Annotated in this window: 13 protein-coding genes and 1 pseudogene; 5 read left to right on the top strand and 9 right to left on the bottom strand. The window is 64.8% G+C overall.

Annotated elements, in window-relative coordinates; genetic code table 11:
• Positions 1-38 precede the first annotated feature (38 nt).
• Positions 39-731: a DUF4097 family beta strand repeat-containing protein gene (locus ACIBQ6_RS25360; RefSeq protein WP_358282578.1), complete on the top strand. Its 693-nt coding sequence runs from the start codon at positions 39-41 to the stop codon at positions 729-731.
• Positions 732-876: 145 nt separating this feature from the next.
• Here the strand turns inward: ACIBQ6_RS25360 and ACIBQ6_RS25355 are convergent, their stop codons facing one another.
• On the bottom strand, positions 877-1,524 hold the full coding sequence (locus ACIBQ6_RS25355; RefSeq protein WP_397214848.1) for a hypothetical protein: 648 nt from the start codon (positions 1,522-1,524) through the stop codon (positions 877-879).
• 488 nt (positions 1,525-2,012) lie between these two features.
• Here ACIBQ6_RS25355 and ACIBQ6_RS25350 point away from each other — a divergent pair, with 488 nt between their 5' ends.
• The 3 genes from ACIBQ6_RS25350 (at position 2,013) to ACIBQ6_RS25340 (ending at position 3,407) form a co-directional block, all read left to right on the top strand.
• The gene (locus ACIBQ6_RS25350) at positions 2,013-2,249 is read left to right on the top strand and encodes a hypothetical protein (protein ID WP_397214846.1); all 237 of its coding nucleotides are present in this window, start codon (positions 2,013-2,015) and stop codon (positions 2,247-2,249) included.
• A 363-nt stretch (positions 2,250-2,612) separates the two neighbouring features.
• The gene (locus tag ACIBQ6_RS25345) at positions 2,613-3,071 is read left to right on the top strand and encodes a hypothetical protein (protein ID WP_358282574.1); all 459 of its coding nucleotides are present in this window, start codon (positions 2,613-2,615) and stop codon (positions 3,069-3,071) included.
• A gap of 72 nt (positions 3,072-3,143) precedes the next feature.
• Complete coding sequence (locus ACIBQ6_RS25340; RefSeq protein WP_397214844.1) at positions 3,144-3,407, top strand: hypothetical protein; 264 nt, start codon at positions 3,144-3,146, stop codon at positions 3,405-3,407.
• Between the two features lie 515 nt (positions 3,408-3,922).
• Here ACIBQ6_RS25340 and ACIBQ6_RS25335 read toward each other — a convergent pair.
• Entirely contained in the window at positions 3,923-4,576 is a 654-nt protein-coding gene (locus ACIBQ6_RS25335; protein WP_397215363.1) for a DNA alkylation repair protein, read from the bottom strand.
• A 105-nt stretch (positions 4,577-4,681) separates the two neighbouring features.
• Here ACIBQ6_RS25335 and ACIBQ6_RS25330 point away from each other — a divergent pair, with 105 nt between their 5' ends.
• On the top strand, positions 4,682-5,341 hold the full coding sequence (locus tag ACIBQ6_RS25330) for a hypothetical protein (RefSeq protein WP_397214842.1): 660 nt from the start codon (positions 4,682-4,684) through the stop codon (positions 5,339-5,341).
• A 47-nt stretch (positions 5,342-5,388) separates the two neighbouring features.
• Here ACIBQ6_RS25330 and ACIBQ6_RS25325 read toward each other — a convergent pair whose 3' ends face one another.
• The 7 genes and pseudogenes from ACIBQ6_RS25325 to ACIBQ6_RS25295 all read right to left on the bottom strand — a co-directional run bounded on the left by ACIBQ6_RS25325 (position 5,389) and on the right by ACIBQ6_RS25295 (position 13,941).
• Positions 5,389-5,796, bottom strand: a complete 408-nt coding sequence (locus ACIBQ6_RS25325; protein ID WP_397214840.1) for a hypothetical protein — start codon at positions 5,794-5,796, stop codon at positions 5,389-5,391.
• Positions 5,797-5,901: 105 nt separating this feature from the next.
• Positions 5,902-5,982 (bottom strand): annotated as a pseudogene (locus ACIBQ6_RS25320) (acyl-CoA dehydrogenase family protein); the annotation flags it as partial.
• A 557-nt stretch (positions 5,983-6,539) separates the two neighbouring features.
• Positions 6,540-9,707, bottom strand: a complete 3,168-nt coding sequence (locus ACIBQ6_RS25315; RefSeq protein WP_397214838.1) for a tetratricopeptide repeat protein — start codon at positions 9,705-9,707, stop codon at positions 6,540-6,542.
• Positions 9,697-10,065 (bottom strand): hypothetical protein, encoded by a 369-nt coding sequence (locus ACIBQ6_RS25310; RefSeq protein ID WP_397214836.1) that lies wholly within the window; start codon positions 10,063-10,065, stop codon positions 9,697-9,699. The genes ACIBQ6_RS25315 and ACIBQ6_RS25310 overlap by 11 nt, the downstream gene beginning before the upstream one ends.
• 130 nt (positions 10,066-10,195) lie before the next feature.
• Complete coding sequence (locus ACIBQ6_RS25305) at positions 10,196-12,655, bottom strand: helix-turn-helix domain-containing protein (protein WP_397214834.1); 2,460 nt, start codon at positions 12,653-12,655, stop codon at positions 10,196-10,198.
• A gap of 232 nt (positions 12,656-12,887) precedes the next feature.
• A complete protein-coding gene (locus ACIBQ6_RS25300) occupies positions 12,888-13,082 on the bottom strand; it encodes a hypothetical protein (protein WP_397214832.1) in 195 nt (64 codons plus the stop codon).
• Positions 13,083-13,443: 361 nt separating this feature from the next.
• Positions 13,444-13,941: a hypothetical protein gene (locus tag ACIBQ6_RS25295; protein WP_397214830.1), complete on the bottom strand. Its 498-nt coding sequence runs from the start codon at positions 13,939-13,941 to the stop codon at positions 13,444-13,446.
• Between the last annotated feature and the right edge of the window lie 29 nt (positions 13,942-13,970).

Raw genomic sequence — 13,970 nt, 5'->3', positions numbered from 1 at the left:
TCGCCATGATCGTTTGTATGAGGCTTTTGCTGGTAATCGTGGCAATTCTGGCGGTCACCGGGTGCAGCGTGCGCTTCGACAGCGATGAGGTGCCCGCCGTCCGGACGTTCCCGTTCACGGGGGCCGAACTGAAGATCTCGTCGTCGCTGGGCGGGGTGCGGGTGCTGCCCGCCACCAGCCCGGCCGTCGAGGTGCGGCGCTGGACGCGTGGCAAGGCGTCCACCAGCCCCTCCTGGTCGCTGCGCGACGGCGTGCTGCGGCTCAGCGCCGACTGCACGCTCATCGTCGGCGACTGCGGCGCGCGCTACCACGTGAGAGTCCCGGCCGGGGTGCGGCTGACGATCGACTCCCCCGACGGCGTCATCCTGAACGGCCTCACCCAGGACGTCGACGTCTCCAGCGGCGACCGCATCGAGGTCAAGGACACTTCGGGCAAGCTGCGCCTGATGACCGACTCCGGCACGATCGAGGGCGACGGGTTGCGATCGTCCAGCGTGCACGGACGCACCCTGGACGGCTCGATCTCCCTGGCCTTCGCCGCGCCGCCCGCGGACCTGGATGTGAAGTCGCGGGAGGGCGGCGTGACCGTCCGGGTGCCGAAGGACTCCTACCAGGTGAAGGTCGAGAGCCAGGACGGCTCCGAGCACTCCGACATCAAGAGCACGAAGTCCAGCTCCAGGACCATCCTCGCCCGCAGCACGTACGGGAACGTACGCGTCCTGACCCGCTGACCCTCCTCCGGCCGCGCCGACTTTCCTCCAACCTGTGGGGGCGCGCCGGTGTCTTGGAGGCGTCAGCCGACCTCCAGCCGGTAGGGCGCGCTGGTGTTTGGGAGGCGTCAGCCGACCTCCGGCCTATGAGGGCTTGAGGGAGGCGTCAGCCGACCTCCGCCTCCTGCCGGGCCTCAACCGCCCGCACGGACGTCTCCGCCTGCCGCACGGCCTTCCAGAAGTACGTCGAGCTGGGCTTGCCCGCCTCGGCGTACTTCTCGGCCAGCGCCCTGGCCATCACCACCAGCCGGCGTCCGCGGAGCTGGAAGCCCGCCGCCTCCGGCACCGCGCCGAGCGCCCGATGGTTCCAGTACGTGGCCAGCCGCCGCCAGTGCTCGGCCTCCTTCCCATCCGCGCCACACGCCTCGCAGGCCAGCAGGACCGCCAACTCGTGGGCGGCCCTGGCGTCACCCCTCTCCGCCGACCGCAGCCGGAACATGCCCAGACGTCCCCAATGCAGCGGCACCCGCAGCTCCGTGGGCGAGGGCTGCCAGGACGACTGCTCGCCGGGCGCGGGCTCCAGGACGTCCCCGCCGGCCCGGGCGGCGGCCGGCGACCCGTTCCGGCGTCGCGCGGCCTCCCCTGCCTCGGCCTTGGCGGCCTGCCACAGGGCGCTGAACTCGGCGGTCAGCTCCGCCACGGACTCGATGGGCATGCCGGACTTCACCGCGATCACCTGGCACACCTCGACGATGGTCCGCATCAGCAGGAAATCCGGCACTTTCTGCGACCTGCCGTTCAACAGGTCGGACACGGTCGACTTCGGCAACGGCCGGCGCCATCTGTTTCGTTCGGGCTCTTCGGCCAAAAGGGCGAGCGCGACTTTCTCAATCCGTTTCAGCGACGGGTTTCCGCATTCGATTTCACGCAATCTGTTCAGACGTGTCACGAGCACAGCAAGGTGATCTTCACCTTGACCGACATCCTTCATGAGCCGCCCCGGTTCGGACACCGTTGTCCGGTTTAAGAGTGGAAGTGGCATTTCGAGAAGAGGGGCAGGCGCCACCCTCTCGTTGCGTTGAGATAAGCAGCCATAGTGCCATAAGTCGGTCTTGTCGGGGTGCCAGGCGCATCACACACATCCGCCCCATCAGCCCTTCCCGGCCGAATCCATCCGATTCCGTCCGAATACGTCCGAGGCAAGCGCGATCATGGCCGGAACGATCAATTGCGCGGACGCGCCCCCGACTCCCGCTGGTACTCCTACGTCAAAGAACAAGCCCGTACGGCAAGGGGACATCAATGAGCAAGACAACCCTCATCTGGTCGGCGGTCAGCGGCGCCCTGCTCGCGCTGCTCGTCGGTGTCGTCGCCGGCCTGCTCGCCACCGGGAACGGCAGCACGGTCGCGGGCGCCATCATGGCGGGCGCGACGGCCTCCGGCGGCTTCGCGGCGCTCTGGATCACCGGCACCTCGGCCGTGCACACCTGGCTGAACTCCCAGAAACCCGAGAGTCCTTCACAGGACACCAGCGGCTGACCCCGCCCCCACCCGTCCCGCAACCGCCCCCTCGGCACGTCCGGCGATCGCACACCCTCACGCCCCGGCACGTCCCACAACCGCACACCCCCGCACCCGCACTTCCGCACCCGCACCCGCACCCGCACCCGCACGGACGGCGAACGCACCGAGGACCGGTCGGAGACCCCGCACCGGTCCCACACTTCCCCCCTGACCGCACCTTTCCCGGACCGCCCCTCCCAGGCCCGCGCCTCCCCCGGCCCCCTTCCGGTTTTGCCTGTTCCGGTCCCGCCCGTTCCGGTCCTGGTCGCGGACGGCGGCGGGTTACGCTGGCGACCGTCCTGCACCCATTTGTCGCGAAGGCAGCATCCGGAGGCGCCCATGGCGATGCCCAGGAAGGGCTCGCGGCTCATCACGGTCGACGGCACCGCCTTCCGCTGGCGGGTCAGCCACAGACCCGCCTTCGGCGACGGCAGTTCCGCGGCCCCGCTCACCTTCGTCGTCGAACGCGACGAGGATCCCGGCCGCGTCCTGCTCGTGTCACTCCCCTGCGCCCGGCCGGACAACTGGCGGGGAGCCCGGACGATCGCGATCCGCCCGCCGCTCGTCGCCGCATGCGTCCGCCGCGCCCTCGAACAGGGCTGGACCCCCGCCCGACCGGGCCCCCGTTTCACCCTCGCCATCACCGAGGACGAACTGACCGAACTCCTGGACGGCCCACCCGCCTACCTGGTCCCCTTCCTCTGGGGCATGATCCCGGAAGGCGGCACCATCAGGGACCTTCCCCGTGCCAGGCAGATCTGGAGCCGCGAAAGCGCCGGCACCGACCGCACGCCGTAACCCGGCCCCCTCCGGCGGCTCCGGCGGCAAATCCCCTTGCCCGTCCCCACCGTCGGCCGCCAAGGTCGGAACATGGTCGAACTACGCGTCCTGGAGCCCGACGACTGGCCGCTCTGGCGCGAACTACGACTGGCCGCGCCCGCCGACGCCGGCCCCGCCTTCGGTTCCGCGCTGGCCGACTGGCAGGGCGACGGCGACCGCGAGGAACGCTGGCGGGCCCGCCTGACGATGCGCGGCTCGCACAACGTCGTCGCCTTCCTCGACGGACGCCCGGCCGGGATGGCCGGCGGAGTCCCGACCGAGACGGCGGACAGCGTCGAGCTGGTGTCCATGTGAAACGCCCCGGCCATCGCGCTTTACACGCGTCACGATTTCCGGGACTCCGACTTCCAGGATTCCGAAGAACTCCCCGCCCTGGACCCGCACGGATTCCGGGTGATGACGAAACTCCTCCCCGCCCTGCACAATCCTCGATGACGAGCTATGCGCGGCAGCCTCCGCACAAATTCCCGGAGGTCATCGAAATCCCATTTCTCGCCGTCCGGGACGCCGCCGAGCGCCGGAATCAAAGGGAAGCCGCCGAGAACGCCGCGCCCATGAACAGCCCTCGCCCAACGCTGCGGACTCTGAACCGGCGATTCTCCCGTAGACGTCGTGCGCGACAGAGGCCAGCAGCTCGAAATCCGGCCCCAGCTCATCAAGACGACGCCGCATCCCCCGCGAGCCTTCTTCGAGTCGAAGAAATCCCTCTTGAGATCCAGGTGACGCAACACCCGAGGCAGCTCGGTCAGCACGTCGGGACAGTCAGCGACCCTCTCGAACGATTTCCGTCTCGGCACCAGGCCCACCCTCTAGTGAGCCGCCCCGCCCTGCTCCCGGCGTACCATCTCGGCGATCCACACCGGTGCGAACGGCGACGTGCACCCCGGGGACGTCGGATAGTCCTTGAGCACCTCCAGGCGCTCACCGATGCCGATCGCACGGGCGCGGTGCTCGGCGTGCTCGATCCCGATGTGAGCCAGGCAGTTGTTCATCTCCCACTGCAGACGGTCAGGGGCGTCCTTCATCTCCGCCTCGATGACGTCGAGCAGCCCCACCAGGTCGAGCCCCTCAGGCTTCTTCGCCACGCGCTCGACGGTCAACGCCCACCCGGCGCTGGCGACCAGCGGATCGGGATCGGCCGACCAGGCCACCCGCAGCTCTTCGGCGTGCGGGCTCTTCTTCACCACGTAGTTCACGAGCCAGTCGCGCACCTTGGGCGTACGCGCCTGGCGCACCATCGCGTCCAGCTCGTCCCGCTCGTACGCCTTCGGACGGCAGACCAGCGTCGCCAGCAACCTCGCCGCGGTGTCGCCCGTCTCCCAGAGCCCGCGCGCGAGTTCCTGCTGCGTCTTCAGCCGCTTGGCGAGGGCGCGCAGCTTGCCGAGGTTCACGCCGTGATCGTCGCCGTGTCTCTCGTTCACCTCGCGCGCCTTGGGGTCCTCCAGCGCGGCCAGCTCGGCCATCACCTCGGTCAACGTCACCCCGGCCACCTCCTCAGAAGCAGCTCCAGCCTAAACGCGTTGTGACGTACCTTGGTGTGTCTCCGTGACCGAGCGGACAGAGGCTGCATGGAACAGGACCAGGCTTCGAGGTGGGACGGCGTCACTCTGCGCTCGACCTACAAGGACCATCTGCTCGAAGAACGCGACGAACTGGCCGACGCCGCACGCGACGGCGCCTGGTCCACAGTCTTCGAGCTGCTCGAAGAGCATCCCGAGTGGATCAACGGCGGCAGAGTCGGCGGCACCAGCGGATACGCCCCACTCCACCAGGCCGCCTGGCACGGCGCCGACGTCAGCGTCGTGCACCGGCTGATCTCCCGCGGCGCCTGGCGCACGCTCCGTACGGCTCAAGGAGAACGGGCGATCGACATCGCCACCCGCCGGGGACACCACGCCCTCCTGGCGCCACTCACCCCGGTCATCCGCCACCACCTGCCGGCCGGAACTTTGAGGTCGATCCAGCACCACTTCCACGCGCTGATCCACGAACGCGCCGACGACCTGGTCACCGAGCACCAGCTACGCCTCCCCGACCTGGAACCTCTGACCGAGCAACGTCACCCGGCCTGCTGGTTCGCCGTCCCCGGCATGTACGGCGGCTTCAGCTACCGGCTGGAGCGAACCCGGCTGACCGTGGAAAGCTGGTGCCGCGTCGTCGGCGGATCGGGCCAACGCCACTTCATCGACGAACACGGCCCCCGCCTCGTCGCCGAAGGCTTCGTCTGACCAACACGAAATCGCCACAGCTCACGGCGATCCCGAAAAGAGACTCCTCAGTCATCGAAGCCGGCGATCCACTCACCGATGAACTTCGACGCCTCCTCGGCTGAGACGACATCACCCCTGAAGGCGGGCCCAAGGCTGTCGACAAGCAATTCCGGCGATACAGGTTCCCCGGCGACGACCAGATAGCACGAAAGGCCCTCACTCATTTGACGTGACATCGAGGAGACGAACGCATCGCGACGGTACCTGTTGCACAGCAACAGCAGATTCCGCCGCTCCAGCTCTGTTCTCAGCTGCCGCAAACCGTCTTCGAAGTCGACCGACGAGAGAACCCTGATCGGCGAAACGCCTGCGCGATCCAGCCGCAGCTCGTACGTCTCACCATCGGTCCACGTCATCACCTGGCAGCGCGAAAAAGATTCGTCCACCATGTCGACCAGTTCGAGCTCGTACATGCTCACCTCGGCACGTTCAAGGCAGAGTCGTCCGGCGATCCCCACGGCCTCCCCCGCGAAAACCCGGGACCGCCTCCGCGGTCTCGGGTTCTGCAGGTCAGATGCCTACTTGAGGAGCTGGCGGGCCATCACCATGCGCTGGATCTGGTTGGTGCCCTCGTAGATCTGGGTGATCTCCGATCCTCGGCGTGATTACCTTCGAAAATAGTCGGCTCATGCGACTGAGCAGCGGCTAAACCTTTGGACCTTTCGCATCACTTCTCGCAGGTTCCGGTACTCCCACGGAACAGCCACGGAACAAGGGTGGCGTAGGACCGGCCTGGGCGGACCTACGTGAGTGCCTGCATCAAACGAGCGGCCTCATCCGTCCTTAATGTGGACAGGCCAGCCCCGTCAGTTGGAGAATCCGTGGCGGTGTAGATGCGCGGTCGCGTCAGAGTGAGTCTCCATCCACTGCGTGCAGACCGCCCAATGTACCCGGGTTCCGTCCATCCCTTCGAGCAACACGTCATGCTGACCGACGCGCGCGCAGACCGCCGCTTCCCCATATGCGCTGCACCAGCCCGCGGCCCGTCCGTATCGTTGGGGAACCGGCTCGGGCCATGGTTTTGAAAGATCTTGACGATAGCAAACTTCATCCGTTTAGGCTCTGCCCGGTGATGCTGTCCGTCAATGGGTTGAGCGATCGCAGCGTCTGCTTCACAAGGCGAGTGATCACCCTGCTCAGCCAATCGAGAACGTGGTCAGACGCCGCTGTCCGGCGCCAGACAGGCACCGCCAGTCGTGCCGTGGCAGCGCTTGTACTTCTTGCCTGATCCGCACGGGCACGGGGCGTTGCGGAGGAGGTCACCGATGCCATCGCGGTGGATGACGGGCGTAAGCCGGGCCCCGATCTCCGCTGCCGTGCTCTGGGCAGCGTTCAGGAGGCTGCGAAAGACCTCAGGGAGTTTCCCGGCCAACCAGCGGTAGTGGCTGACGGCTTCCTCCGCTGCCGAGAGACCTGCGGGGAGGTCTGTTTCAGTCTCGTTGCATGCCCGTGCATACGTCCACAGGCTCAGCGCGAGGTTGGGCACGTAGGCCTGCGGGTCCGCCTCGGCCAATTGACGATTTAGTTCCACCGCCTCATGTGCCAGTTCCACCGCCCGTCGTTTGTCCTCCGTCTCCAACAAGAAGATCCCCAGGGTGCCCAAGCTGCTTGCGAGATCGGGCAGGTAGGCTTCCGGCTCCGCCTCGGCCAATTGACGGTGTAGTTCTACTGCCTCATGTGCCAGTTCTACCGCCCGCCGCTTGTCCCCCACCCCCGACACGAGAGTCCCCAGATTGGCCAAGCTGATTGCGAGGTTAGGCAGATGAGCCGCTGGCTCCGCTCCAGCCAATTGACGATAGACCTCCACCGCCTCATGTACCGGTTCCACCGCCCCCCGTTTGTCCCCCGCCCCCGACAAGCAACCCCCTAGATTGCTCAAGCTGATCGCGAGGCCAGGCAGATAGGCTGCTGGCTCCACCTCGGCCAACCGACGCAGAAGCTCGACCGCCTCCCGTGCTGGTTCCACCGCCTCCTGTTTGTCCCCCGCCTCCCACAGCCGGGCTCCCAGAGCAGTCAGGCTTCTCGCCAGGTCGGCCAGGTAGGCCTTTGGCTCGGCCTCGGCCAACCCTCGCCGGATCTCCACCGCCTCCTGTACCGCGTCCACCGCTTCGCGGATGTCCCCTACCTCCGACGAGCAGTTCCCCAGGTTGCTCAAGCTCATCGCGAGACCCGGCAGATAGGCCTCCGGTTCCACCTCGGCCAACTGACGGTAAAGCTCCACCGACTCCCGCACCGATTTCACCGCTCTTCGGATGTCTCCTGTTCCCGAAGAGAGAGTCCCCAGGTTGTTCAAGCTCATCGCGAGGTCAGGAAGATAGGCCGTTGCTTCTGCCCCTGCCAACTGACGATAGGACTCAACCACCTCCCGTATGAGCTCCACCGCCCTCCGCTTATCCCCCACCTCCCACAATTGGGTCGCCAGATTATTCAGGCTCAACGTGAAGCGGGGCAGGTGAGCCATCGGATTTGCCTGATGCAGCTGACGATAGAGTTCCACCGCCTCCCAAGAGGCATCCAACGCTTTACGGATGTCTCCGACCGCTGACAACCGGGTCCCTAGGTTGTTCAGGCTGTTTGCGAGGTCGGGCAGGTGGACGTCCGGTTGCACCTCAACCAACCGACGATGGAGCTTCACCGCTTCCCTCGAAGGCTCTAAGGCGCCCCGGATGTCCCCCGCGTACGACAGACGAATCCCTAGGGCTGAAAGCCGAGCGGCCCGCAACGCGGGGGACGCATCAGCGGGCAGATTACGCAGTAGGTGGTGGGCGAGGTTGCCGGCAGCTTGGAGCAGGCCGGTGTTTTTGTCAGGCAGGGCATCATGGAGGCGCGTGGCTAGGGAGTGCTCGGCGTGATCGATTATGAATCCGACCAGATCGGCAGTGGCGTACCGGGCCAGCTCTGGCCGCTGCTCCAATAGCTCTAGGAGCAGTGTGCGAGCCTGAGGATGGCGGGCTGCGGTTGCGGTGAGCACGATCAGGCAGCGCCGCATCGACATCCGGGACAGCCTGTCAGCTTTCCACTGCCCATCGTTGTTACTACCAGCAGTAACAGCAGTGAGGGTGGTCAGGGTCTGCGCCGCCTCGGCGGCGTGGTGGCGAAGGTGGTGGGCGATGAAGTCCTCGCCGAACCGATCCGGGCGTAGGGGCAGCAGAATCTCGCCTCCAGCGGGGCCGCCATTGTGGCCCAGCCGCTCACTGGGCTCGTGGTCGGGACGGGCCGGTGTTGCAGCAGGGGGGTAGAGGCGGCGGTGGACATCCAGGAGCAGTCCGGCTTGGGCGGGGCCGTCGGCCAGGTGGATGCGGTGCAGCAGGCTACGTGCTTGCGCAGCGTCCTCCAGGGGACCAAACACAGTGGCTAGGAACACCATGCGTTCAATGACGACGGGGGAGGTGAAGGCGGGTGCTGTCGCCTGCCAGTAGCGCATCTCGTGGTTAAGCAGATAGTCCGACAGACCTGGACGATCGGGGGCGGGAGCCTCCTCCTGGACGGCGTAGATGGCGGCCAGGGCGGCCATGTGCAAGGTTAGTGCTGAGGCATAGTCGGGATGGTTCAGGTCCGCCGGTGGACCTGGCACAGGCCCGTTGTGCTCCAAGTGTGCGGCGAACGCGGTGGCGGCTTGGAAGTAGGCATGAGGCCGGTCGATGGCGGGGGTGAAGTCGCCCAAGGCGATGGGGTCAGCCAGGTCGGCGCCACCACGGTCCAGTTGGGCGCATATGCTCTGCCACAGGTCTTCTCCCGGGCGAGCCAGGAGCAGCAGGCGGATGGTGCGGCCAGGCAGGTCCCACGCTAGGCCGTCGATCATTTGAGCCAGTGTGGACGCGTTCCAGCGTTCAGCGTAGTCGACCACCACCAGTAGCGGTTGCCCGTCGGCCAACTCTACGGCGCTGCTGCCGTTGCGAAGGCGGGGAGTCTTCTCCACCGCCTGGGCTACCGCCCACCCTGCGGCGTGGCTCCTGGAGGCGAAGTAGGCAGCCAGGCGAGTCTTTCCCTGCCCTCCGGGGCCATGCAACAAAATCATCGACACGGGTTCATCCGGGTCATCCCGCCATGCGGTCAATGCCTCTTCCTCGGCGGGGCGGGTCCAGTAGGGCACCACCTGACGCTGCACGTCCAGCAGGTAACTGGGACCGCGCCGAGAACGCGGCAGACGCACCGGCGGAGCATCCCTGAGCATCTCCAGTCGGTAGCCGGGCCGATCGAGAGCGATCAGCACATCCCCAGCAGCGTGCCCAATCTGAATGTTGGGCCCGCCGATCAGCGAGCCGGACACCGAAGGCGCGCCGGAGGGTAGCCCGCCGGGAAGGGGTGCGGCCTCAGCGCTCATAGCGGATGTTCACATTCCCGTCAGCATGGCCGATCTGGATGTTGGGTCCTTCGATGGTGGAGTTGGACACGACAGGTCCGCCTCTGGCCTGCTCTTGGGACGCTTTGGGCTGAGCCCGGGGTTGTGGCAGTTCCTCCATAGCAGCGGGTAGGGCGGTGGCGGAGCGACGGGCCAGGACGATGCTGTAGACCGCCAGCGGAAATCCGGCCGCCGCGATACACATGCCGATGATGCTCGCCCACTTGTCGGCGTCATCCAGCCCGGCCCGCACCAACAGCACCCCGGCCAGGGTGCAACCGGCTCCCGCCACCGCTGCCCCGGCCCACGCCACCATTCGCCAGCCACTCATGTTCTCCATAATGAACCAGGATGGGAAGCAATGGGTGCTCGTCCGGTGGCATGCCGCCTCGCATGGCGTGCTATACAGCACTCTGACAATGTGCTTCGGTCTGGAACAGCGCGAGCGTAGGGTGCTACATCCCATTCACTCACGGTGGATCGATAGGAATATCTGATGCTACCGCCCACCGCTCGATCCTCGGCCAGTCCAACCCAGTCCACGCATTGCGTCGCAAGGTACCGTCGCGGCCGATTTGAAGTGTTTCCACAGCACCAAAGGCTTGGAAGAGGTCACTGGCAAGTTGAGCCGTCGCAGCGGCCAGTGGTTGCCCATCATTTGCAAGGTCATCGAGAAGGAAGTCGGCTTGCCCGGCGGCACGAGTTTGTGGTTCCGCTCCGTAGACACGACTGCTGTTGCCGAAGTGCCTGGCGGTCAGGATGACCGCCTGACCACCGAGCTCATTAGAACCGTTGCCAACCGGCATGTAGGGCAGCAGAGCCGTAGTCGTTGCTGCGACTCCAGACGCATTGGCGCGATGGCGGGCATGTCGGCCAAGATAGCGCAACGCGGAGGCGATCCACATGACGATCGCACTATCCCAGATATGGGCTTGTCCGTCAGAGCGCTCGCCTGCTGGGACCTGAACAGCGAATGTACCTGAGCCGTCGCTATGGAGCTCAGCACGGGCTACGCTCCACCCGCCCCAACAGATGAGACGCCGACGGCCGACCGTCGCACGGCTCAGATCTCCTGGTTGAGTATCCCCAATGACGACGATCTGCTCTTGTACTTCCTGTTGAAAGCGGCGAAATGTATCGGCATCGATGATGAGGTCTCCGAGCGTTTCGGGCACAAGGGACACAACCAGCAGCGCACCTGGATTGCTACGTGTCTCTTCGTATAGCCGCTGCATCCCCTTAATTGCATCAGTTTCGATGTCGATCAGACGGCTTCCCTGGTCGGCTGCGGCGACGAACCTTCGCCTGTAAGCAGCTGCGATCTCACTCTCCGAAAGCCACATCTTGGAGGTCCCGTGGCGGCGTGGCCAGCGCAGCTTGCCCTTCTCGTTCGGCACGACGACAGCGTGCGGAGACGACGAGCTGGGCGGGATGATGATAAGCATAAGGCCCTTGGGCTTTTTGCTACTGTCGGCAGGGTTGGCAACTGGCCGCAGTGCGAACTGGGGCATTGGGAAGATTCTTTCAGCGGCTTTTGAGCGGATCCACCGCTCGAATTCGTCACTGAGTTCCACTCCGACGACTTTCGATGGGCGGGCGTTAACTTCCGCCATACCTACCACGATGACGCCGCCGCGATGATTGGCAAAGGTAGCGATGTCTACGGCAATATCGTCAGAGCCCTTATCGCCCGTCTCGTACTTAAGTTTGTAGTCAAGGTCCTCGGCTTCGCCAGCGGCATCGTTGACCGTAAGGGCATTAAGCTGCTCATAGCTAACGCACTCAGGTGAAGAACCGAACACGGCGGCAAGACGGGGGAATCGAAAGGTTACGGGTAAAGTATCCTCGGCCTTTGGACGCGGAGGGGCATCCGCCTCCGTCTGGACAGACGGCTCCGACAGCGGCAAACTCTCCTGGGCTCCAACGCGCTTCCCGGCGAGAGGGAGAAATTGGAGCAATCCCCGCCCTTGAGCAGTGAGCTGGTATTCCTGCTGAGAGAGCTTTTCTACGAACCCCAGATCTCGCAGAAGTCCTAGTCGTACTCGGACCGAGGCAATCGTGAGACCATCCCTGCCATAACCGGCACTTCGCGTAACAAGCTCTGGGGCAGTTCTCGCTCCTACGCTGAGCTCGGCGAGAATCTCACCAACAAACCAAGTGTTCGCATGGATGATCACAGCTAGGTCCACAGGATCATTACTTTCGAGCCATGCCCGTGCTACCTCCGTCGCCGTCCACTGGTCTAGACGTGTCCGTGTGATCAAACCGAGGGAGCGCAGTGAGTTGCGAGCTTGCTGCGCAGATGCGTCGGCGATCCCCCCGTCTTGCCTGATCAGGTGGTCGAGGTCCTCCTCAGCCAATGAGGGGATGACCGCTGTCACCACATCCGCAATAAAGCGGACAGGCCCTTTATCCGTAGGGCTGGGAAGAAACAGTCCCCGTGCATCTGCGCGATTTTGATGACGTGCCGTTTGTAGCCCATCCAGAAGCCCGCCAATTATTCCGGTAGGCCGATCGATCTCAGCGTAACCATCGTCGAAGGGATCAGGCTCACCAAGGGTTAGGTCCGCCAGCAGAGATCGCCCGAAAGGCATTAGGTGAACGACACCGTCAAACTTGTCGACACAGCCTGTATCTTGAAGCCAATTAGTGCGTCGGCGAAGCGGATCTAGAGATGTCCACCCCATGGCGTATCGTTCATTGGCGATAGTCCGCAACGCCTCATGTGATAGCGACCCATCTTGCAGCATAAATAGCAGTTCACCGATAAGACGCACGCGCCTATGAAGAAGCTTCACAAGACCTGCTGGCTGCACATCCTGCAACCAACGCTGAGCCTCATCGGTTAAGACAGCCTGGTGCCCGCTTCGGTGTACGAACGTACTGCCGAGCATCTTCATGAGGTCCCGGAGGCGAACGGGGGCCTCCACGCCTGGGATCGTAATCTGAGCGGAGTCACTTACCGTGGCACCGCTGATCGCGAGCAGAGTTCCTGGTAAACGTGTGGCCCAAGTATCGACAGACCCAGGCATTGACGGAGCGGTCTGCATGCGTAAACGCCAGGACGGTGGTTCATCATCAGGGAAGGGGCGAGCCATGCGAGAACCGTAGCAAGCAGCGGCCTCAATCTCCATAGAGTTGGGCTGAAATGGTATTCCAGCTCTATGAAAAGAACACGGCCATCTGCACCGGCTCGTCAATTTGAGAGCCTGCTTGCAACGGGAACCAGTCATAGCGTCGAGGGTCTTTCTCCTGGTCAGGCGGCAGATACTGGCTGCGGAAGTGTGCTGCTGTACAGCGTCCGGCGCGCAACCAGAGAATTGCCTTCTGATCCGTAGCAGGGTCAAGGACGTCCACGAGCATCCACAGCGAACAGAAGAGCCTGCTCGAATGGCCTCCCGTGGGACTCCTGCTCCAGCTTCGTCCACGTTCATCCGAGGCCGCTGTTAGCGACTGCGTTAGCAGGATCGACTTCGGAGAGAGCCCGGCTCAGGAGTAAGCCGTTGACTGTTCGCGAGGTGCTGTCGCTACGCTGCGATGGTGATCAGCCGAGAAGGAGAACTCCTGAGAGCGTGTTTGAGAAGGTCAGCTTGAGGGGGTGGAGTTGTGACACTTCAAGGAGTCGCATCAGCCCACGGAGCCGGTTGGCAGGCTGCGGACATGTTCGTGGAGCGCGGCATGGCACGTATGCGGCCACCCATGGTTGCAGCGTTGACCATCAGGAGGCTGATGCCTCCCTGACCGCGGCGGACAGCCAGACGGTCAGCCCGGTGAGGGTCACGATGGCGATGACGATCAGTGCAGGAAAGTACCAACCCGGGAAAAACGGCCCGAGATCGGTATCGCCAGAAGGATAAAGCACGATCGCGTAAGTGCTCAGTACGGCCAGGGCGAGACTCATCAGGTAGACCATGCCGGCGGCCGTGCACAGCACGAGGCCGCCGGCGGTGGATCGGCGATTCAGCCAGCCCCCCAGTGCGGCGAGCACGGCCGCCTCGGCGGCGAGGATGAGGGCGATGGCGCCCACCCATCCCCTCGCCGATTCGATCGCCCCGTCCAGCCGGCCTGGCAGCAGGTCGTTCCAGCCTTCGTGCCTGGGGTTGAGCCCCGCCTGGGCGGCCAACTGGAGCGCGATCAGGGTCACTCCGGCGTACAGCAACGGCGCTGCCAGAGCGCACAGCAGAGCGGGCGAGCGTTTCAGGTGCCGCAGATCCATGATCGATTAGACGCCTGATTCACACTGAG

This window comes from Nonomuraea sp. NPDC049655 (genome assembly GCF_044465465.1).
In the GTDB taxonomy this organism is placed as follows: domain Bacteria; phylum Actinomycetota; class Actinomycetes; order Streptosporangiales; family Streptosporangiaceae; genus Nonomuraea.
Note: the sequence above shows the minus strand (reverse complement) of the source record. Positions and strands in the feature narration are given on the sequence as shown.